The sequence below is a fragment of the Lactococcus sp. bn62 genome (assembly GCF_029492705.2).
Classification (GTDB): domain Bacteria; phylum Bacillota; class Bacilli; order Lactobacillales; family Streptococcaceae; genus Lactococcus; species Lactococcus petauri.
In genome coordinates this window covers 655,580-676,230 of record NZ_CP120417.1, presented here as the reverse complement: position 1 = coordinate 676,230, position 20,651 = coordinate 655,580, and the positions used below count along the sequence as shown (strand labels likewise).

Here is a 20,651-nt window from a genome sequence, read left to right as displayed (position 1 = left end):
TACTTATTTTAATTATGGATTTATTTAAATCTGTCTTGGAAATTCATCCTCACCTATGATTATAACAAATTTTTCAAGATTTCTTCTTTTTGTCCTCAGGTGTCTCGTAATTTCTTCGCAGGGAAAACTTATCAGGTACCAAGTCATAACCTGGTTTACAAAATGGATGACATCGTAAAAGCCTTGAGGTTCCCATTGCAATTCCCTTGGTCGCTCCATGCTTCTCAATAGCTTGAATCATATAATTCGAACAAGTTGGATAATAACGACAAGCCGGCGGTAACAGAGGGGAAATAAATCTCTGATAACCATGTACAGTTTTGACTAAAACTTTTTTCATTTTTTCCTTTTATTTTAGGGCTTCTAGAATATCTGCAATCATCAGTTCTGGCGTCAAATGATAACGATCATAAAGTTCATCCACAGCAACAGAGTCATTAAACTCCTTATCTGCACCATAATTCAATATTTTCACACCAAATTGTCCAAGATAACCAGCAACTTTTTGACCAAAACCGCCATCTAGAATACCATCCTCGATGGTCACAAAGACTTTATGGTCCCCAGTCAATTCTTTCAAGGTTTTCTTATCAAGTTCTGCAACGAACATTGGATTAACTAGTGTAGCATTGATCTGTAATTTCTCCAGTTCTTCTGCTACTTTTTGACCGTGACTAAAAAGACCGCCCAAGGCCAGAATGGCAACTTCTTCACCTTTACGCACAATTCCATACTGTGCTTTACTGAAATCAGTCAACACGGTTGAACGATTTTCCACACCATGCTCAGGAATTTGTAGTACCACTGGATGGTCTTTTTGTGTCAGTGCCCAATCCAACATTGCTACAAGCTCTTCTTCACTCGTTGGCGCCAAGTAGACCAAATCAGGAATGTTAGAGAGCATACCTATTGCAAAGCTCCCTTGGTGAGTTTTATCCGAACCAGAGATGGAGGCTGATTTTACAATAACGACCGCTGGTTCCTTGTTGATTGCCAAGTCATGTAAAAATTGATCATAAGCACGTTGCATGAAGGTCGAATTGTGAAAAATCATTGCACGTGCCCCACCTGCTGCAACCGCTCCGCCAAAGGTCGTCACATATTGTTCAGCAATCCCAGCATCAACATAGTTTTCTGGGTGCTTTTCAGCAAATTCCTTTAGGTTATTCACCATTGGAATTCCACCATTGACTGCGACTAAAGGCATACCCTCAGCAACTTTTTCTTCCATATAATCAAGAATAATACGGGTATAATTTTTCGCTGAACTTATATTTTTCAAAGAACCGTCTGCTAAATTGAAGGGAGAGCGCCAGTGGAAGGCTTCCTTCATGTCAACAGCAGGTTGATAACCATGTCCTTTTTCGGTATTGACATGTAAAACAATCGGATGGTCAATATCCTTTACTTCTTCAAAAAAAGAAATGAGCGCCTCGAGATTATTACCATCTGCTAAATACTTATAATCTAATCCAAATGCTTTAAACAGATTATTTGGTGATTGACCATCTGTTGCGCGTAATTCAGCTAATCCTTTATAAATCCCACCATGATTTTCAGCGATTGACATTTGGTTATCATTGAGAATCAGGATGAAATTTTTATCATAAGCACCAGCATTGCTGATTGCCTCCAATGCTAAGCCACCAGAAAGTGAACCATCACCTAAAATAGCAATAATATTACCTTTTTGCGCTGTTAAATCACGTGCTTTAGCCAGTCCCATCGCATTTACAACAGACGTTGAGGTGTGTCCAACAGTGAAAAAATCATGTTCTGATTCATGTTGACTTGTATAACCCGTGATGTCATGAAAATGCCCATCTTGAAAACCGTGTTTACGTCCTGTTAGAATTTTATGTGGATAAGTTTGGTGGCTAACATCCCAAACGAATTTATCCACAGGCGATTGAAAGACTTTGTGCAAGGCAATGGTTAATTCTACGACACCCAGATTTGGTCCTGTATGTCCCCCAATCTGACTGACTTTATTGAGCACTGCTCCTCGAACATCTTGAGCAAGTTCGGTTAATTCAGCAGCGCTTAGCTTTTTTAAATCTGCTGGCGCATTTACTTTATCTAAAATAGTCATCTTTGCCTCTTTCCACTCATTTTTCACTTTTATTCATAGTGCATAAGTTTACAATCTATTCTATTACTTTTTGTTCACTTTTGCTGATTTGGGAGATGGACTTGTCCGTAAACGGACAGTAAATTTTGTACCACGCGGTTGATTATCTTCAACCGTGATTCGGCCATTATGTGCCTCAGCTATTTGCTGTGCAAGGGATAAGCCAAGACCTAAGCCACCTTTTTGTCGTGTTCTTGCTTTATCCACACGGTAAAATCGGTCAAATATTTTTTTCTTATCAGCTGCTGTAATTCCTTCTCCATTATCAGACACACTCAGTAGAAGGGTTGCTCCATTTTTTTGAACATCAACTTGAATTTCACCATCTTCGCCTGTATATTTCATGGCATTATCAAACAAAATCGTTAAAAGTTGCTTCACTAAGCTTTGATCTAAACTTAAAGCTCCTTCAAATTTTAAGGTAGTTTTTAAAGACTTATCAGAACTTTCTGCCAAGAGCTGGTAATTGCTAAAGATGGCTTCAAAGAATTCCTTATCTGTTGGCTCAGGATTTGTTTTAATGTTATTGTCCTGTCGCGCCATGTTCAACAGATTAGTCGTCAAAAGTCGCATATTACGTACTTCCGAAAGACTCTCTGAGATATTTTCAGATTCTTCAATTATTGTTGCATTCGGATTTTGGAAAAGTAATTCTAAGCGATTTTGTAAAATAGCGAGAGGCGTTCTTAGCTCATGGCTTGCATTTTCAACAAAAGCTTTCTGCTTTTCATAGGCAACCATAACAGGACGCAGCGTCCAGTTGGCAAGATACAAGCTAATAATCACGGAAATAAACCAGAACATAACCATTGTTGTAATGATAATAAAATTACTCCGACTCAAGCTATCTTGAAGTTGATCCACGTTACTAAAAACTTGAATATAAGCAATGTTGCTTGCACCATAGGTTGTGTCCAGGTTTGATTGTGGCATCGCCAAGGTAACATATCGATAATGCCAATCAGGACCATAAGGATTCCGAATAGAAATCGACTTGATTTGTCCAAGGGCGTCCTTGTCTAACTTGGCTGTCTTCTCAAGTTGATAACGTACGAGGTCGACACGTATGATTTGTTGCTGACTGCTGCTTCCTGGTTTCGTTGTTGCATCAACACTGCCTGTTGGTCCTAAGACATTGCCCTTTTCATCGTACATGACGATACTGTTTGTTGGACTGTAATTGCCTTGATTAATTTCAAATGTCCCTTGATTGACTCCCGCCTGATCAAGTGCCAGCGCTCTTAAAATATCTGGATTAGCTGCTAAATCTCGTAAATTTTGGTCAGTAGACTTATAGACCCCGCTTGTGAGCACTTGCAAAATAATTACTGTGAGTGCAAAGAAGATGATCGTGAAATCTAGAAAAAAATGAAGGAAATTTTTCCCATCATTTTTCACAATTGGCATCGATTTTATTTTTTCAATTATCTTTTTCATAAAACTTACCGTAAAATATAGCCGACATTACGCAATGTAGCTAGATTTTGGGCAAAGTCTGTATCTTTAAGTTTTTTACGGATTTTACTCATATAAACTTCAACTACAGTTACTGTCGTGTCACTGTCAAAGCCCCAAATGCGGTCAAAGATTTGTTCTTTAGGCAAGATGACATTTTGGTTTTGCATCAAATAAACTACAAGATCAAACTCTTTACCGATTAATTCCACTGGTGTGTCATTCACAAATGCTGACTTATTGGTCAAATTCAAGCGCACATTGCCATAAGAAAGACCGTTAGCATCTTCCAGTTTTCCTGTACGTTTTAAGAGCGCCTGAATACGCGCTTTCAACTCATCAAGATAGAAAGGTTTCGTCAAATAATCATCTGCTCCAACATCAAAACCGTGCATCTTATCATCTAAAGACTCTTTTGCAGTCATAATTAAAACTGGTGTATCAATATTCTGATCACGTAATTCTTTGAGTACTTCGAATCCGTTTTTCTCAGGCAACATTAAGTCTAAGAGGATTAAATCATAAATCCCCATTTCTGCTTCATAAAGTCCTTCTTCACCATCAAAAACTTGCTTTACCTCAGCAAAAGATTTCAAGAAATCGTAAACTGATTTTGACAAAGAGAGGTCATCTTCAACTAATAATATTTTAATCATCGCATCCATCTTTCTTACACTAACGGGAAAATTTACACGAGAAATTTACCCATCCTTCCCTTTATTTTACACTATTATGACCTTTTTTTCTTATTTAAAGCTAAAAGAAGGTGAAAGCTAATCTTTTTTGAAATTTACTCATTACAAAACAGTGAAGGGATTTCTTCACTGTTTTTCTTTACTCTTTTTCTTTACTCTTTTTCTTTACTCTTTTTCTTTAGGCGCTGTCGTTTCTCTTAGGATAAGCTCAAAAGGAATAATTGTTTTATCATGGAAGGCTTCCTTATTTTGCGTCAGCCCAAGAAACTTCTCGACTGTTGCTGCTCCAAGACGTACGATATTGATGTCAAAGGTTGTCAGATAAGGGTGAACAAGTGTTGAAAAGGCAGAGTTGTTGTAAGTAATCACGCTAACATCTTCTGGTACTTTCACACCTTGCTCTGACAAGCGAGAGATTACTTTCAAAGCTAAGACTTCATCCATAACAACAAGGCCTGTTTCATCTTTCAAGGTCATATTTTCTTCAAAAACGAGTAAATTCGGCTTACCTTGTTTTTTCAGCATTTCATCTTGATAGCCTTGATAGCGTTCCTCAAAGACTTCACCATCTTTCGTATCGGTCACAAAAGAAATCTCCGAATGCCCCAAATCCATCAAATATCTGGTCGCCTCATGCCCCATCAAGACATTGTCATTATCCACATGTGTAATTTCATTTTGCTTTTCTGTTGGCGTGCCTAAAAGGACGAAAGGAATCTTGTTATCAAAAAGGTAATTGCGTACACTGTCTGCTTTCCCAGCATAAAGGATAATAAAACCGTCCACGCGCTTCTCGGAATACATCAACTCAACTTGTTGTTTCAGCTCGCTCTCTTGATAACCAGTCACAACAGCAATTGAAACATCGTATTTGCGTGCTGTTTCATTAATCGAAGTCAAAACTTTCATATAAAAAGGTTGGTTTGATTTGTCTTCGACAGGAGGAAAGACGACTCCAATCGTATTAGATTTCCCTGATGCTAGAATCTGAGCCGCCACATTGCGCGTGTAGCCGAGTTCTTGCATTGCTTTTCTTACTTTAACTTTTGTCTTCTCACTGATTTCCGAACTGTCTTTGAGAACACGGCTAACTGTTGAAGCATTCACACCCGCTTTTTTTGCTACATCTTTTATCGTAACGGCCATATACTATCTCCTGATTCTACTCTCTTCTACTTATTTTCCCAAACTTTTGTTAATAATTCAAGAGACAAACTGTTTGTATTTGAAACTAAAGCAATATCCGTTCCTAAGTCTTCAGCAGAACCCACACCTATAGGTAATGCGCCTGCTGCTTTTATCGCTGCAATACCAGCCTGGGCGTCTTCAATTCCTATACATGAAGTAATAGGAACATCAACACCGGCTGCAGCAGCCAAAAAGATATCTGGTGCAGGTTTTGAAGCTGCAACTTTTGCCGGATCAGCAATGGCATCAAAATACGTACTCAACTTCATCGCTTCAAGAAGGAATGGACCGTTTTTTGAGGCAGAAGCCAAAGCAATCTTGATATTTTGGGCGCGTAAATCTTTCAGCAAATCTAATATGCCAGGATAAATATCCTCTGTTCCTACCTTTTGAATCATTTGGACATAGTTATCATTTTTTTGCTTAGCAAGCTGAGCAAAACTTTCGGCATCATATGTTTCACTCTTTCCACCAAGCTCCAATATTTTTTTCAAAGAATCTTCGCGGGATACACCTTTGAGCTGTTCATTAAAAGTTCTATCTACTCCAGCTATTCCTAATTCTTCAGCCAAAGCTTTCCAGGCTTGAAAATGATACTCTGCGGTATCGGTAATTACTCCGTCAAGATCAAATAATACTGCTTTAAACATGCTTCACCTCTGCTTCATAAGTACCTTCCAATTGGACTGATTCACCATAAACTTCTAAGGCAATCGGTTCACCTTTGAGCAATTTTATCTGAAGCTTTTCTCCTACACTGACTTTGAGCAGACGCCCACGATAATTAATACGGAAGCTATAAGCATCCCAAGCATTTGGAATGAAAGGCGCAAAACTTAACTGACCGTTCCACGTTTTCATTTGTGCAAAACCTTGCACAATCGCCAACCAAGAACCTGTCATTGAGGTAATATGTAAACCGTCTTCTGTATCATTATTGTAGTTGTCAAGGTCCAAACGTGCAGTCCGTTCATACATTTCAACTGCTTTATCTTCCATTCCAAGTTCGGCAGCTAAAATTGCGTGAATGGATGGAGAAAGTGAACTTTCATGAACAGTTAATGGCTCATAAAAGTTAAAGTTACGACGTTTTTCTTCCAAGCTATATTGGTTGCCAAAGAAATAAATCCCTTGCAAAACATCTGCCTGCTTAATATATGGTGAGCGCAAAATACGATCCCATGACCAGTTTTGATTCAAAGGCAAGTGCTTGGGATCTAAATCCGCAACTGGCGTCAAATCCTTGTCTAAAAAGCCATCATGCTGGACAAAAATCCCTAACTCTTCATCTGTCGGATAATACATATGGGTAGTGATATCAGTCCACTGCGATAATTCTTCTGTCGAAACCTGTAAATCTGGCCGAGGGTATTTTTTCAAACCTTCCATTGTATAATTCAAAACCCAAGTTGCCAATGTGTTGGTATACCAGTTATTATTGATATTATTTTCATATTCATTTGGTCCTGTAACCCCATGAATCATGTAAGCTTTTTGTCTCTCCGAATAGTGAACACGGTCTGCCCAGAAGCGTGAAATTTCTACAAGTACTTCAAGACCTTCCTGAGCCAAATGGGTTTCATCGCCAGTATAATTGCTGTAATTATAAATAGCATAAGCTATAGCACCGTTACGATGAATTTCCTCAAAAGTGATTTCCCATTCATTATGGCACTCAATACCTGTAAAAGTCACCATTGGATAAAGTGCTCCAGCCAAACCTTGCTGTCTTGCATTGTGTTGTGCTTGGGGCAATTGTTTATGACGGTAGCGTAATAAGTTTTGCGTCACTTGCTGATCTGCTAAAGAAAGATAAAGCGGAACTGCATAGGCTTCAGTATCCCAATAAGTTGCTCCGCCATATTTCTCCCCTGTAAAGCCTTTAGGACCAATATTGAGGCGCTCGTCTTCACCATAATAAGTTGCAAAAAGTTGGAAGAGATTGAAACGAATACCTTGTTGTGCTTGATCAGAACCTTTAATTTCCACATCCGCAAGTTCCCAACGTTCGCCCCAAGCTTCTGCATGCTCTTGTAAAAGTTGTGTATAAGATTTCACTTGAATTACTTCTTCTAGGCTTGCTAAGGCTTCATGCATTGCAGCTAAATTACTATAATCACGACTCGTCAGAACAATCACACGTTTTTCAAAATGTAGTGTTTCCTGTTCCACAGTTGCTTCATGGTAATTAATAACTTTTTCTTCTTGAGTTTCTTGCCCTTGAGCTTGAAAATCTCCCTTAAAACTTTGCCCTGCCAGTACGGTAAATTGCTCTACGCCAAAGGGGTTAGCAATCGTTTGATTGGCAATGTAAGTTCCTTCTTTGTCGCCTCCTTTATCTAAAACAGTCCAGAATTTTTCTTCATAATTGGAATCTTCATTGTGCACATCAGCATCAATAAATGAAGCAGTACGTACTTTGTGCGATTGACCATCCACACTAGAGAATTTGAAGGAGAAGACAGCTAATTCTGGATGAACGATCGACATAAAACGCTCAACGGAAACAGCAACGCCAGCTTTTTCATAAGAATAAGAGAGAACTGCTTTTTGCATATCTAAGGAAAGGTGGAAATTAGTGATACTATCAGTATAAAGGTCAACTTCTTCATCATCGATAAAAAGTGAAACTCCTGAGAAGTTCAAAGCATTGATTGCCTTACCAAAATATTCTGGGTAACCATTTTTCCACCACCCCACACGCGTTTTATCTGGAAACCAGACACCTGCAATATATGTACCTTGATGGTGATCGCCTGAGTATTTTTCTGAAAAATTACCGCGCATTCCCATGTAACCATTCCCGATTGAGGTTAAAGATTCCTGAAGACGGCGTTCTTCCTTTTCTAATTTACTGGATTGGATATGCCAAGGATCAATTTCCATAATTCTGCTGATTTTTTTCATCTTTTTTCCTATCTTTTTCTTTTCTTACTTTTTCTTAAACACTTGATATTCCCAAGGAAAGAAAGTCATCTTCTTTTCCAACTTTCTTGGGCGGCTTCCTAAAATATGCTGGTAATCTTCTATTTCTACTTGGTTAAAGTCCAGATGTGCTTTTTTAGTACCTAAATTCGTAATAATCAAAAATGAGTCACGTTCGTAAACAAAGGCTGTCAGATGTTGCTCAAACCAAAACTTTATTGACCCACGCGCAATGTCTTCTTCCTCATGGCGAAGATGAATTAAGACTTTATAAAGATCGATAAGCTCCTGTGATTTTTCTGTGTTTACTTCCTTATAATCTGGATGAATAGGCATCCAAGGTTTGCCACTGGTAAATCCTGCGTTTGGGCTCGTGTCCCATTGCATCGGTGTACGAGAGTGATCTCTGCTGTTTGCCATCACTGTATCCAAAGCTTCACTTTTAGTCATCCCCTGAAAAATTAACGCTTCATAAACCTGCTTGATTTCAGTTGCATCTGTCTGGGTGATATCTGTAAAAGGAAAATTACTCATTCCAATTTCTTGTCCCTGATAGATAAATGGAGTCCCTCGAAGAAGCATATAAGATACGGCTAAAGCTTTAGCCGACGCGATGCTGCCATCACCAAAACAACTGATTGCTCGTGGTTGGTCATGATTTTCTAAATAAAGTGCATTCCAACCTCGTGCAAGCATATCCTTTTGCCAACGAATAATTGTCTTTTTGTAACCATACATCCAGCCACGTCCTGCGTAATTCTTCTGACGTACATTGTGTTCCAATTCAAAAATCATCTTAAGGTAGCCAGACCTTGCATCCGTCCAATCAGGCGCCTCAGTTGAAGTCACACCTGAAGCTTCCCCAACTGTTAAAGCATCAGATTGGTCAAATATTTCTTTTAAATCAGCCATATAATTTTCAATACCTGACACATTCATAAAAGGCTGCCAAGGGTCATTTCCTCTTAGAGACTTGATATTAAAAGACCAGTCTTCCTTTTGAATATGAGAAATCGCATCCAAACGAAAACCATCTATACCTAATTCCAACCACCATTTAATCATCGTATAGATTTCCTGACGCACTTGGGGATTCTTCCAGTTCAAGTCAGGTTGTTCTTTCGCAAAGACATGAAAATAAGCTTGTTGCGTCTGCTCATCATAAGTCCAAGTAGAGCCGCCAAAGAAAGATTGCCAATCATTCGGCATTTTTTCGGGTGTTGCATCTGCCCAGTGATAGTAATCTCGATAGGGATTATCCTTTGATTTTTGACTTTCAATAAACCAAGGATGCTGATCGGAAGTATGATTCACAACCAAATCCATAATCACTTTCAAGCCGTTATCATGCGCTTTTTGCAGAAGTTCTTTTAAATCTTCCAAGCTACCAAAGCGAGCATCAATACTATAAAAATCAGCTATATCGTAGCCGCCATCGACTTGTGGACTTGTGTAAATGGGGTTAAGCCAAATAAAATCTATCCCCAAATCTTTCAAGTAAGGCAGCTTTTCGATAATTCCCTGTAAATCCCCCATACCATCACCATTACTGTCTTTAAAAGACTTAGGATAAATCTGGTAACCTGTCCAATTCGCAAAATCGTCTTTTTTCATTTTTTTCCTTTTGATTATATCTCTTGAAATTAAAGCTAGTCCTTCGCAAACAATAAATAGAGTCAGAAAGACATTTGTCTATAATTCTGCTTAAATATTTTACTCTAGGTGTTTCCCTGCACCCACTCACTCAAAACCGAGGGGCTTTTTCTCTATTATGTCAAAATTTTTCCATATAAGAAGCAATATCTGGGCAGAGTTATCTTTTAGAAGAATGAGCTAACGTTTCATCTCTATCTCTTGTTTAATTTCTACTATTTATAGATTATAAATCCGTTTTTCTGAACATAATTGTCTTCAGCCAAATGGGCCAAGACTATTTCTCCCTCTTCAACACTAACTGGCTGTTCACCTTTGTTAAAGACTGCCTTAAGTGCGCCACGTTCCAGTTTCACCACTCCTTGAGTATCATCAACACACTGCCAGTCTAAATCTGTTTGGCTTAGTGTCTCCGCGTATTCTCTACGGAAAGCTACTAAGTCTTTGAAGAAAGCAAACATTTCTAAATCTTGATGTTCTTCGGTCCAAGGCATACATTTACGGCAATCTGGATCAGCGCCACCATCTAGCCCATATTCGTCACCATAATAGATACAAGGGACACCTGGTTGGAGATACATGAAAGCTTGGACTTGTTTGACCAAGTCCTTACTTCCTTTAGCTTGTGTTAAAAGACGAGGTGTGTCGTGGGAATCTAAGATGTTAAACATAACTTGATTCGTCTGTTTACGATAAAGCATAAGTTGAGCATTAATCGCTGAAACCATTTGTTCTAAGCTTAACTCTTCTTTCACAAAAGTATCAATAATCGCATTTGTATAAGCATAGTTCATCACTGCCGAAAATTCATCACCAACAAGCCAAGGTTGTGCTGAATGCCAAACTTCTCCTAATATGTAGAAATCATCCTTCGCTGCATCACATGTAGTACGGAATTTTTTCCAGAAAGCATGATCGACTTCGTCTGCCACATCTAAACGCCATGCATCAATATCGCACTCCTTGATCCAGTATTCTGCAATATTAAGCAAATACTCTTGAACTTCTGGATTGGCAGTATTTAATTTTGGCATATGCGGTGTAAAGGCAAATGTATCGTAAGTTGCTGCTTCAGAAACCTCAAAATCTTCGGTTGGCGTGTAAGTTGCGGGCCATTGATTAACATGGAACCAATCCGCATATTTTGAATTTTCTTGATGCTTGAGAACGTCTTGCCACTGCGGGCTTGTATCCCCAATATGATTAAAGACCGCATCAAGCATTACTTTAATCCCTCGTTGGTGTGCCTCTTTCACTAATGTTTTGAAAACTTCTAAATCACCAAAATACTGATCAATTTTCAAATAATCTTCCGTATCATACTTATGGTTAGAATAGGCTTGGAAAACAGGAGTAAAGTAAATGCCATTTACGCCTAAGTCTGTCAGATGATCTAAATGATCAATTACTCCTTGGAGATCGCCGCCATACAAGTCTTGACGATTGGGAGATTCAGTTGGATCCCATTCTTTCACTCCAACTGGATTAATGGCTGGATTTCCATTAGCAAAGCGTTCTGGGAATATTTGATACCAAACTGTATTTTTAACCCATTCAGGAGCCTTAAAACGATCAACCTCATGGAAGAATGGCATACGAAATGCTGCATATTTTTTTGTGAGTAATTTTACTTGGTAAGGAAGAATACCAGAGTCGCTATAGACAACCTTTTCCCCATCGTAATCCGTAATCACGAACAAGTAGTCCATACGCTTATGCGGAACGCCGACCTCTGTCACATAGAAATCACTTTCTGCTGTGGATAAACCATGTTTCATTTCTACTTCTTGATAATCCCAAACCATTTCTGATTCATCATCGCGTTTTACAAACATATAAGGGTCACCATAGATCAATGCAACACTTTGAATGTCGTCACGTGCAACACGTAAACGGATATGAATTGTTTCCTCTGTATAGAGATAAGCAAATTCTGATTCTGGACGGTGATAAATGGCTGCTTTATTCATGAATAAATACCTCTTTTTTTCTTGTTTTTTTCATTTTAGCATAAGCTCATCTTTTGCGCAACCGTTTGCAGTATATTTTTTTATCGAAAATAAAAACTATTGTAAAACTTTCTATTATATGCAGCCATAACATGTATATACCAACATATACAGTAATCAAATTGTAATAAGTTTGCACTTGACAAAACGGAAGCGTTTGCATAAAATAGAATTACAAATTAGAATAATTATTTTCATTAGGAGGAAATATTTTATGAACACATGGAAAAAAATCGCTCTGAGTAGCGTTTCTCTGATTGCTCTTGCTAGCCTCGCTGCTTGTGGGAATAGTAAGGGTAGTGAAAGCACAACTTCTTCATCTTCAGATGCTAAAGACCATAAAGGAGCCGTTACTCTCTGGGTCGATCCAGCAAATGTTGCTTCTTATAAAGATTTAATTAAAAACTTCAACAAAGAATATCCAAACATTAAAGTTACAGTCACACAGTCTCCAAATGGTTCTGCAAATGCAAAACAAGATGTGAGTAAAGACCCCGGACAAGCCGCAGATGTCTTTAAAGTACCCAACGACCAGTTGGGGGCCATGGCTGAAGCGGGCTACATCAATCCTCTTTCACCATCAGCAACAGATTGGGTGAAATCAAATGATATTTCTATCGCTGTTGATGCTGTCTCTTGGAAAGGTAAACTCTACGCTTATCCACAAGATGAACAGTCAAATATTGTTTACTACAACAAGGCAAAATTTAGTGAAGCTCCAAAAGATTGGGCAGATTTTACAGCAGAAACACCAATTGGAACAGATTTTACAAACTCCTACAACTGGTATCCTGTATTCCTAGCTAATGGAACACAGCTCTTCGGTAAAGATGGCGAAACGGTTGATGGTACAGATGCAAATACTAAAGCTGGCGTTCAAGCTATGACTTGGTTTGCGCAACAAAAAGCAAATCCTGGTGTTAAACAGTCGGGTACAGCCCTTCTGGCCGACCTCAAATCTGGTAAAACACAAGCAATCCTCGATGGCCCATGGGACGGTAGCACAGTGAAGGAAATCCTTGGCGACAACTTTGGTGCAACAACCTTACCAACTGCTGATTTTGGATCAGGATCTAAACAAATGCAAGCCTTCTCCGGTGTCGGTACACTGGCTGTGAATTCACAATCAGAAGATCCTGTTGCTGCTTCTGCTTTAGCTCAGTATCTATCAAATACTGAATCACAATTAGCACTCTATAAAGCTAATAATGCAATTCCAGTTTCAAAAGAAGCCCAAAAAGATTCTGAAGTTGCAAAAGATCCCGTAGCTCTTGCAGTTATCAAACAAGTAGAAAACGATACATTGATGCCTAAGATGCCACAAATGGCAACATTCTGGAACTTGGCTGCCCCACTTATCGAGAATGCCTACACAGGTAAGACTCCGGCTACACAATACCAAGTACAACTTGATAATTTCGTAAAATCAATCTCATCAGCTACTGAATAATTTTTGATTAACTTAAGGGGATTGGGCTCATCCTAATCCTCTTATTTTTTATATACAAAAGGGTAAAATATATGTTTAAAAAGAAAATTAAACCATCTCCTGAAGCAACATACAAAGAGGTGTGGCATGAAGGTGATATTTTCACAAAACTCAGCTTCTTTATCATGGGTTTAGCGCAACTAAAAAATAAACAATGGCTCAAGGGCTTTAGCTTCCTCATCATCGAAATTGTCTTCCTTTTCTGGCTCATCTTCAATGGCATTAGCTCAATCAGTCTTCTGAGTAGCCTTGGACATGTCAAGACTAAGCAAGTCGTTTTTGATGAAGCACGACAAATTTATGTCACTCAACAACCTGACAACTCCATGCTCATCCTCCTTTTTGGTGTCATGTCCTTAGTGCTCATTGCAATGGTTGCGGTCATCTATATCACAAGCCTTCGTTCCACACGTCATCTCTATGTCTTGAATCGTGACGGAGAACATATCCCTACGACTATGGAGGATTTGGCTACACTTTTAGACAGTCGCCTCCATTACACACTAATGGCGATTCCCTTACTCGGCATTTTAGTTTTCACGATTGCTCCTTTGCTTTTCATGATTACCATTGCTTTTACCAATTTTAATCAAGATCATCCTATTGGATTTTCTTGGACGGGGTTCGCTTCATTTGGTGAGATTCTGACCGGTAACATCGCTGGAACTTTCTTCCCTGTCTTAGGCTGGACTCTCGTTTGGGCTGTGGCTGCAACAGCGACAACTTTCTTCTTTGGTGTTTTACTTGCTCTTTTGATTGAATCATCTGGAATTAAATTTAAAGCTTTCTGGCGGACACTCTTTGTTATCGTTATGGCTGTTCCTTCTTTTGTTTCACTCTTAATGATGAATATGTTCCTAGACAACAATGGGCCGCTCAACAGTTGGCTCCAAAGTATCGGTCTTATTGATCATCCTATTCCATTTTTAATGGATCCTTTGTTAGCGAAGTTTTCTGTTATCGGCGTTAATATGTGGATTGGTATTCCTGTCTCTATGTTAATTTCAACAGCGATTATCCAAAACTTGCCATCAGATCAGATTGAAGCAGCAAAAATTGATGGTGCCAACAGTTTTGATATTTTCCGCTCTATTACTTTCCCTCAAATTTTGTTTGTTATGACACCTGCTTTAATCCAACAATTTATCGGAAACATCAATAACTTCAATGTTATTTTCCTCTTGACTGGTGGTGGACCACTGAACGCCGAATACTTCCAAGCGGGTTCCACTGACTTATTAATTACCTGGCTTTACAGCTTAACCATGAAGTCGATTCCAAGTTATAACATAGCTTCAGCTATTGGTATCGTTATCTTTATCATCTCAGCTACAGCTTCATTGTTTGCTTACCGCCGTACAAATGCTTTTAAGGAGGGCTAAAATGAAATCATATAAACGCCAACGTCAAGCTTCATTAGTACTCAGATACTTGCTCTTGACCTTACTTGCAATCATCTGGATTTTCCCAATTGTATGGATTATCCTTACCAGCTTTTCTAAAAATAACACTGGTTTTGTTTCGACATTCATTCCCCAGCAGTGGACCCTGGATAATTTTACTGGTATTTTCAATAACCCGGTTTATCCTTACGGACATTGGCTCCTTAATACTTTTGTCATCGCTGTTATCTGTGCAGTTGTTAACACGCTGATTACTACTGTTATGTCTTATGTATTGTCACGTTTACGCTTCAAATTGCGCAAACCATTCTTACAGTTAGCACTTATCATTGGAATGTTCCCAGGTATCATGGCGATGATTGCTCTTTATTACATCCTCAAATCATTCAATATGACCAACTTAGTGGGACTGACTTTGATTTATATAGGTGGCTCTGGTTTAGGCTTCTATATCTTTAAAGGTTTCCTTGATACAATCCCTGCATCAATTGATGAAGCCGCTGTGATTGACGGTGCAACCAAATGGCAAATTTTCACCAAAATTACCTTGCCTTTGTCAAAACCAATGATTGTTTACACATCACTCACTGCTTTTATTGCACCTTGGCTTGATTTCCTCTTTGCGAGTGTCATCTTAGGTGGTGGCGATCCTAAATCAAGGACCATTGCCTATGGCTTGCAAAACATGATGACCAACTCCAGAGGTTCCTCTGCAACAAACTTTACCCAATTTGTTGCAGGATGTGTGATTATCGCCATTCCTATCACTATTCTCTTCATTGTTATGCAAAAATTCTATGTTAAAGGAATCACTGCTGGTGCAGATAAAGGATAACAAACTAAAAAAGCACTCAACTTATAGTTGAATGCTTTTTTTATTGTCCTAAAAGTTCTTGTGCTTTTGCACTATACTTGTCCATATCAATGAGGATACCTGAACCTCCGTACATATCATAGGCAGATTGCCAATCATTGTCGGATGGGATGGTTGTGTTTTCTATACCGCCAAACATTGCCGGTAAAGCTTTTGTGATCAGGAATGTGTTAGAAAGATTAGTCATTGTAACAGCTCGAGCTGTACCCAAGGCACTTGCACCAGTAAAGAGTGTCAACGGATTTTTAACTTTCGATGTGAGAGTTTGCATCACTTGTTGTTGACGTTGCACACGTCCAAAGTCTCCTTGATCATCGTGGCGGAAACGTGCATAGTTCAAAAGTGTACGTCCATCCATTCGTTGTGGGCCTTGCTTGATCATCATAAAGATTCCACCACCATCAGGATAGCCCAAGGCCGCGGCTTCTTCTGCACTCAGTTCCTTATCGTTTTTAGCCATCCCTTCAGTTTCTGCTAAATCATCCGGTACAGGGACTTCATCAAACTTTTGACCATTAATTGTGGCGAATTTGGCATCAATCTTTACTCCACCAGGGAACATTGAGTCAATCACTGTTGCAAAACTTGAGAAATCAACCACAGCGTAATATTTAGCATTTATACCAAAATTTTGTTGCAAGGTTTGACGCACAAGTTCAACACCTTGATTCTCATTTTGCTCACCAATCGTGAAGGCTGCATTAAGCTTCATGTTAGGTCCTTGGCTTGCATCACCAACTCCTGGAATGTTGACCAAAGTATCACGCATAAAGCTCACGAATTGTATTTTGCCGCTTTTGCCAATATTCAAAACCATAATACTGTCTGAATGGGCCACTCCTGAGCTTTGTCCTGGTCGTTGATCAGCACCTAAGAGAAGGATATTGACTGAGCCATCCGCATTGGCAGCACCATTGAATTGTTCGGCTTTGATCGCGCCACCTTCTCGACTAATCCCACGCTGATAACCATAAATGAAGAAACCAATCATAATCAAAATCAAGGCGATTAAGATAAAGAAAATCCGTTTTATCCAACTTTTCTTTTTCTTTGGCTTTTTACTTGCTGCTTCCTCAGGCCTTTCATCATCAATGCTCTCTTCCGCACGACGGTTATCTTTCTTTTTCCCACGTTTGGATAAAAAGGGCGCTGGTGCTGAATCTAAAGAACGGCTGGATCTACTCCGTCTCTCAGAAGAAGAACTTTCAGACTGTGCGCGCTCTTCTTCTATGTCAGCCGCATATTCTTCTTCAAGGGCCTGCCACCCTTCTATTTCTTCTACTAGTTCATAATATTCTTGCTTTTCGCGTTCACTTAAGTAAGCTTTATTTGCTCTTAAGTATTCAAAACGTTTTTGTTTATTATCTTTCATTATCTGTCTATTATATCATGATTTTTTATTTTTGATAAAAGCCTTTCATAATTCTCAGCAAAATACAGATCCTTTTCTTAAGCTTTTTTGCCAAAAAATTTATTTCTGAAGCGTTTAACTTTCAGAAACTGTTCACGTGCCTTGTGCATCTGTTTATATCTTTTAGGGTTCTTTTTATAAAAATCTTGGTGATAATCTTCAGCTGGCCAAAATGTTTGCGCATTTTCTATAGGGACTATGATTGGTTTATCCCAAAGCCCCGACTCCGACAATTCCTGCTTGCTTTTCTCAGCAGTTTGACGTTGCTCATCATTCTCAACGTAGATAACTGGTCTATAATTACTGCCTCGATCGTAAAATTGACCTTCTCCATCCGTCGGATCAATAAGATTCCAGTAAATTCCCAGTAAGGTCTCGTAAGAAATAACGGTATTTTCAAAAATTATCTCCACAGCTTCAGTGTGTCCCGTATATTTACCCGATACTTCATCATATGTCGGGTCATCGACATGCCCCCCAGTATAACCGCTAGTAACAGACAGTATACCTGGACGAGTTTCAAAAGGTTCAACCATGCACCAAAAACATCCACCAGCAAAAACTGCAATTTCTTTACTCATAGCTCTTCCTCCAAGCACATTATAGCACAACGAAAAGGCTTGCATGCTATAATTTAACTATGAAAAAACCGTTAAATCAGACTGAAATATTGAACGAAATGTATAATTTAATCTTGAGTAAACATATTCGTGAGTGGGAACGTACTTTAATATTGGAAACTAAAAATCACATTGAAAGTCAGGGCAATCTTGAAGAAGCCTTAACCCAATTAGAGGCTCAATTACGTCCACTAGCTCTTCGCTATAATTTAACGCCTATGACAACCGAATTTTATAACAAAATATCCACTTCGGGTTTATTTGGCCGCGGTGTCGGGCATCGTTTATAAATAATCATCTTTTTAGTAAAAAAAACGTTAGACCTACTAACGTTTTTTTATTTCAAATTTCTTTTGCACTTAACTCTGTTTGACTCAAGCGTTCATACCACAACTTTCGTGTACGGGAAAGTGTGGCAAAGAGAATATCTAATAGAGGTAACAGAAGAAGAATGAAAGAAAGGACTACCATTAAGAAATTTTGTCCCAGTTCTTTTTGTGGAATATAGGCTGAACGTTGTAAGAAATAAGACAAGAGACCAATCATCCCAAAATTAACGAAAGATAAGAGTTGTCGACTTAAAATCTTCCAACGACTTCCTTCTATCCTTATCTTAAGAAGTTTTTGGCCAAAAGTGACACCAAAAATGACTGGAATCCCCACAAATGTAATAAGCATTGCTATATAGAAATGAGGTACAATGTTTGCAATAATATTTGCTAAAACAAAATCTACGCCAAAGGCAATACTACGACGTATCATCCCAATCTGAGCAGGAATGGCTTGTTTGGCATCCAAATCTGGTAAAACCTTAACAAGTAGGCAAGCAATCCCAAAACCAAGCAAACTTCCTAGCGTATTAATCATTAAATCATCAACATCAAAAAGACGATAAGGACGAGGATAAAGACCAAAAAGAGCCGAACGCTGTAAAAGTTCAAACGATAAGGTGAGCATGAAACTCCACATTAAGGTTTGCGAAAAATTACGCTTAAAGAGGTAACGCAAATATATCCCAAATGGCAACGTCAAAAGAAGATTAAAAAAAGGTTGGATGAAACTTGGTGCTTTCAAGGCCATTAGCCATGTAGAAGGCTCGTTAAGTACCAGCGGGTTGTAAGCGATGAACTGACGTACAAATTCAAAGGGAACAAGATTTTGCTTAGGACCTGTCATCTGTGCAACCTGTGCCACATCAGGCAAAGGAAAAATAGTCATCGCATAAGCACAAACTATATAAAGGACAAAAGAAAAATTGACAATAAACCGCCAAGGGTTAACACGTCCATATTTACGATATTGAACAATCATATAAGGAATAAGGCTCAGCAAGAAAAAAACAAAGAAGAGCAATACACCTATTTGAATAGCATGGAGATAAGTAAGCATAGAAATCCTTTTTTAAAATTTTATCTTTATTATAACAAAATTTATAAATGGAGATTGTGAGCCAGTTTAAAGAAATAGCTTAAATCAAGTGGAAGTTGATATTATTACTGCTGCTCACACCCTGTTTATACATCAAAGGCTTGCGCATATTTGATACACCCCGAAATATTTTTTAGTGCATTGGGTTGTAAAGGACGAATCATAAAAGCTTCTGCTGGAACGTCAAATGGTGCCGTAACCTTATATTTTTCAGCAGATACATAGCCAAAACGAGAATAATATTGGGGATGCCCCAGAATACTTATAAAAGGGAAATCTTGTTGAACGGCACGCTTTTCCAACTCTTTCAGCAAATTTTCTCCCACTTTTTTACCTTGCCAAGAAGGTAAAACAGCTAATGGCGCAAGAACCAGCCCTGTAAAACTTTCTTTATCGTTGATAATCTCGACTTCACTTAGTAAACCATAACCAATAATTTTTTCTCCTTCAGCGGCGACAACTTCTAAACCATCGACATAGCTACAATCTGTCCGAATCTTTTCCACGAGCTCTGCTTCATTACCATAACCATGTTCGGACCTGCTAAATGATTGACGAATTAACTGCTCAACTTCTCTATAGTCTTTTCGCCCAATACTTCTTATTTCCAAAGTTGACCTCCTTTATTTATAGAAAAACAAACGGAATACCTTTACTCCGTTTGTTCCTTTAAAAATTGATTGATTACAAGAGTTCTCGTGCTTTTTCTTCGATGAAACCTGCCACTTGATCAATCGTTTTTCCTGTACTGTCTAGTAAAATTGCATCCTCTGCTTGTTTTAGAGGGGAAACTGCTCGTGTACTATCCTTACGATCACGTTCGGCGATTTCCACTTTGAGTTTTTCCAAATCAGTAGGAATATTTTTTTGTAAATTTTCTTTATAACGACGCTCTGCTCGTTCATCCACAGAAGCCACGAGGAAAATCTTCAAATCTGCATGAGGTAGGACAACCGTACCAATATCACGTCCATCCATGATAATGCCACCTTCGTCAGCAATGCGCTGTTGCTCAGCAACTAAAAATTCCCGTACTGGAGCTAAAGCAGAGATTTTTGAAACATTCTGTGTTACTTCGTTTGTACGAATAATCTTAGTAATATCCTCTGTTCCTAAAAATACAAGTTGTCCATCAGCCGTATTTTTAAAGAAAATTGGTTTTTTCTTGATCACATCAATAATTTTTTGAGGATCCTCCGTTTTGTTTTGGAGGGCAACCAAAGTTGCAGCACGGTACATCGCACCTGTATCTAAATAGATAATCCCAAGATTTTGTGCAACGATTTTAGCGACAGTTGATTTTCCGCTTGAGGCGGGTCCATCAACAGCAATTTGTAACTTTATCATGTTTCTTTCCTATATATGAATAC

Annotated in this window: 18 protein-coding genes; 4 read left to right on the top strand and 14 right to left on the bottom strand. The window is 38.7% G+C overall.

Annotation, left to right across the window (positions count from 1 at the left end):
- Positions 1-73 precede the first annotated feature (73 nt).
- From yidD to P3G65_RS03650, 9 genes are all read right to left on the bottom strand, one after another.
- On the bottom strand, positions 74-340 hold the full coding sequence (yidD, locus tag P3G65_RS03690) for a membrane protein insertion efficiency factor YidD (RefSeq protein ID WP_019293801.1): 267 nt from the start codon (positions 338-340) through the stop codon (positions 74-76).
- A 9-nt stretch (positions 341-349) separates the two neighbouring features.
- Positions 350-2,092 carry a 1-deoxy-D-xylulose-5-phosphate synthase gene (locus tag P3G65_RS03685; RefSeq protein WP_107106186.1) on the bottom strand — a complete coding sequence of 581 codons (1,743 nt, stop codon included), beginning with the start codon at positions 2,090-2,092 and terminating at the stop codon, positions 350-352.
- Between the two features lie 63 nt (positions 2,093-2,155).
- Positions 2,156-3,568, bottom strand: coding sequence for a cell wall metabolism sensor histidine kinase WalK (locus tag P3G65_RS03680; RefSeq protein WP_019293803.1), 1,413 nt, complete (start codon positions 3,566-3,568; stop codon positions 2,156-2,158).
- 5 nt (positions 3,569-3,573) lie between these two features.
- Positions 3,574-4,242, bottom strand: coding sequence for a response regulator transcription factor (locus P3G65_RS03675; RefSeq protein WP_213438991.1), 669 nt, complete (start codon positions 4,240-4,242; stop codon positions 3,574-3,576).
- A 204-nt stretch (positions 4,243-4,446) separates the two neighbouring features.
- Positions 4,447-5,427, bottom strand: a complete 981-nt coding sequence (locus P3G65_RS03670) for a LacI family DNA-binding transcriptional regulator (RefSeq protein ID WP_019335686.1) — start codon at positions 5,425-5,427, stop codon at positions 4,447-4,449.
- Positions 5,428-5,453: 26 nt separating this feature from the next.
- Positions 5,454-6,119 (bottom strand): beta-phosphoglucomutase, encoded by a 666-nt coding sequence (pgmB, locus tag P3G65_RS03665; RefSeq protein ID WP_019335687.1) that lies wholly within the window; start codon positions 6,117-6,119, stop codon positions 5,454-5,456.
- The gene (locus P3G65_RS03660) at positions 6,112-8,376 is read right to left on the bottom strand and encodes a glycoside hydrolase family 65 protein (protein ID WP_019335688.1); all 2,265 of its coding nucleotides are present in this window, start codon (positions 8,374-8,376) and stop codon (positions 6,112-6,114) included. Before P3G65_RS03660 ends, pgmB begins: the two co-directional genes overlap by 8 nt.
- Positions 8,377-8,400: 24 nt before the next feature.
- Positions 8,401-10,008 carry an alpha-glucosidase gene (locus P3G65_RS03655; RefSeq protein ID WP_040086543.1) on the bottom strand — a complete coding sequence of 536 codons (1,608 nt, stop codon included), beginning with the start codon at positions 10,006-10,008 and terminating at the stop codon, positions 8,401-8,403.
- 254 nt (positions 10,009-10,262) lie between these two features.
- Positions 10,263-12,017, bottom strand: coding sequence for a glycoside hydrolase family 13 protein (locus P3G65_RS03650; RefSeq protein ID WP_019335690.1), 1,755 nt, complete (start codon positions 12,015-12,017; stop codon positions 10,263-10,265).
- A 253-nt stretch (positions 12,018-12,270) separates the two neighbouring features.
- Here P3G65_RS03650 and P3G65_RS03645 point away from each other — a divergent pair, with 253 nt between their 5' ends.
- The 3 genes from P3G65_RS03645 to P3G65_RS03635 all read left to right on the top strand — a co-directional run bounded on the left by P3G65_RS03645 (position 12,271) and on the right by P3G65_RS03635 (position 15,783).
- Positions 12,271-13,506, top strand: coding sequence for an extracellular solute-binding protein (locus P3G65_RS03645; RefSeq protein WP_040086545.1), 1,236 nt, complete (start codon positions 12,271-12,273; stop codon positions 13,504-13,506).
- Positions 13,507-13,577: 71 nt separating this feature from the next.
- Positions 13,578-14,927 carry a carbohydrate ABC transporter permease gene (locus P3G65_RS03640; protein ID WP_019335691.1) on the top strand — a complete coding sequence of 450 codons (1,350 nt, stop codon included), beginning with the start codon at positions 13,578-13,580 and terminating at the stop codon, positions 14,925-14,927.
- Position 14,928: 1 nt separating this feature from the next.
- Positions 14,929-15,783, top strand: a complete 855-nt coding sequence (locus P3G65_RS03635) for a sugar ABC transporter permease (RefSeq protein ID WP_004258862.1) — start codon at positions 14,929-14,931, stop codon at positions 15,781-15,783.
- Positions 15,784-15,823: 40 nt separating this feature from the next.
- Here P3G65_RS03635 and P3G65_RS03630 read toward each other — a convergent pair whose 3' ends face one another.
- Positions 15,824-17,194: an LCP family protein gene (locus P3G65_RS03630; protein WP_284071332.1), complete on the bottom strand. Its 1,371-nt coding sequence runs from the start codon at positions 17,192-17,194 to the stop codon at positions 15,824-15,826.
- 77 nt (positions 17,195-17,271) lie between these two features.
- The gene (gene msrA / locus P3G65_RS03625; protein WP_040086548.1) at positions 17,272-17,814 is read right to left on the bottom strand and encodes a peptide-methionine (S)-S-oxide reductase MsrA; all 543 of its coding nucleotides are present in this window, start codon (positions 17,812-17,814) and stop codon (positions 17,272-17,274) included.
- A gap of 59 nt (positions 17,815-17,873) precedes the next feature.
- Here msrA and P3G65_RS03620 point away from each other — a divergent pair, with 59 nt between their 5' ends.
- Positions 17,874-18,143: a bacteriocin immunity protein gene (locus P3G65_RS03620; protein ID WP_019335694.1), complete on the top strand. Its 270-nt coding sequence runs from the start codon at positions 17,874-17,876 to the stop codon at positions 18,141-18,143.
- Between the two features lie 52 nt (positions 18,144-18,195).
- Here P3G65_RS03620 and P3G65_RS03615 read toward each other — a convergent pair whose 3' ends face one another.
- The 3 genes from P3G65_RS03615 to cmk form a co-directional block, all read right to left on the bottom strand.
- A complete protein-coding gene (locus P3G65_RS03615) occupies positions 18,196-19,242 on the bottom strand; it encodes a VanZ family protein (RefSeq protein WP_019293074.1) in 1,047 nt (348 codons plus the stop codon).
- A 125-nt stretch (positions 19,243-19,367) separates the two neighbouring features.
- Entirely contained in the window at positions 19,368-19,892 is a 525-nt protein-coding gene (locus P3G65_RS03610) for a GNAT family N-acetyltransferase (protein ID WP_040086551.1), read from the bottom strand.
- 73 nt (positions 19,893-19,965) lie between these two features.
- Positions 19,966-20,628: a (d)CMP kinase gene (cmk, locus tag P3G65_RS03605; RefSeq protein WP_019293076.1), complete on the bottom strand. Its 663-nt coding sequence runs from the start codon at positions 20,626-20,628 to the stop codon at positions 19,966-19,968.
- Between the last annotated feature and the right edge of the window lie 23 nt (positions 20,629-20,651).

Coding starts and splice junctions, on each gene's coding strand:
- yidD (WP_019293801.1), bottom strand. CDS start 340: ATGAAAAAAGTTTTAGTCAAAACTGTACATGGTTATCAGAGATTTATT.
- P3G65_RS03685 (WP_107106186.1), bottom strand. CDS start 2,092: ATGACTATTTTAGATAAAGTAAATGCGCCAGCAGATTTAAAAAAGCTA.
- P3G65_RS03680 (WP_019293803.1), bottom strand. CDS start 3,568: ATGAAAAAGATAATTGAAAAAATAAAATCGATGCCAATTGTGAAAAAT.
- P3G65_RS03675 (WP_213438991.1), bottom strand. CDS start 4,242: ATGATTAAAATATTATTAGTTGAAGATGACCTCTCTTTGTCAAAATCA.
- P3G65_RS03670 (WP_019335686.1), bottom strand. CDS start 5,427: ATGGCCGTTACGATAAAAGATGTAGCAAAAAAAGCGGGTGTGAATGCT.
- pgmB (WP_019335687.1), bottom strand. CDS start 6,119: ATGTTTAAAGCAGTATTATTTGATCTTGACGGAGTAATTACCGATACC.
- P3G65_RS03660 (WP_019335688.1), bottom strand. CDS start 8,376: ATGAAAAAAATCAGCAGAATTATGGAAATTGATCCTTGGCATATCCAA.
- P3G65_RS03655 (WP_040086543.1), bottom strand. CDS start 10,008: ATGAAAAAAGACGATTTTGCGAATTGGACAGGTTACCAGATTTATCCT.
- P3G65_RS03650 (WP_019335690.1), bottom strand. CDS start 12,017: ATGAATAAAGCAGCCATTTATCACCGTCCAGAATCAGAATTTGCTTAT.
- P3G65_RS03645 (WP_040086545.1), top strand. CDS start 12,271: ATGAACACATGGAAAAAAATCGCTCTGAGTAGCGTTTCTCTGATTGCT.
- P3G65_RS03640 (WP_019335691.1), top strand. CDS start 13,578: ATGTTTAAAAAGAAAATTAAACCATCTCCTGAAGCAACATACAAAGAG.
- P3G65_RS03635 (WP_004258862.1), top strand. CDS start 14,929: ATGAAATCATATAAACGCCAACGTCAAGCTTCATTAGTACTCAGATAC.
- P3G65_RS03630 (WP_284071332.1), bottom strand. CDS start 17,194: ATGAAAGATAATAAACAAAAACGTTTTGAATACTTAAGAGCAAATAAA.
- msrA (WP_040086548.1), bottom strand. CDS start 17,814: ATGAGTAAAGAAATTGCAGTTTTTGCTGGTGGATGTTTTTGGTGCATG.
- P3G65_RS03620 (WP_019335694.1), top strand. CDS start 17,874: ATGAAAAAACCGTTAAATCAGACTGAAATATTGAACGAAATGTATAAT.
- P3G65_RS03615 (WP_019293074.1), bottom strand. CDS start 19,242: ATGCTTACTTATCTCCATGCTATTCAAATAGGTGTATTGCTCTTCTTT.
- cmk (WP_019293076.1), bottom strand. CDS start 20,628: ATGATAAAGTTACAAATTGCTGTTGATGGACCCGCCTCAAGCGGAAAA.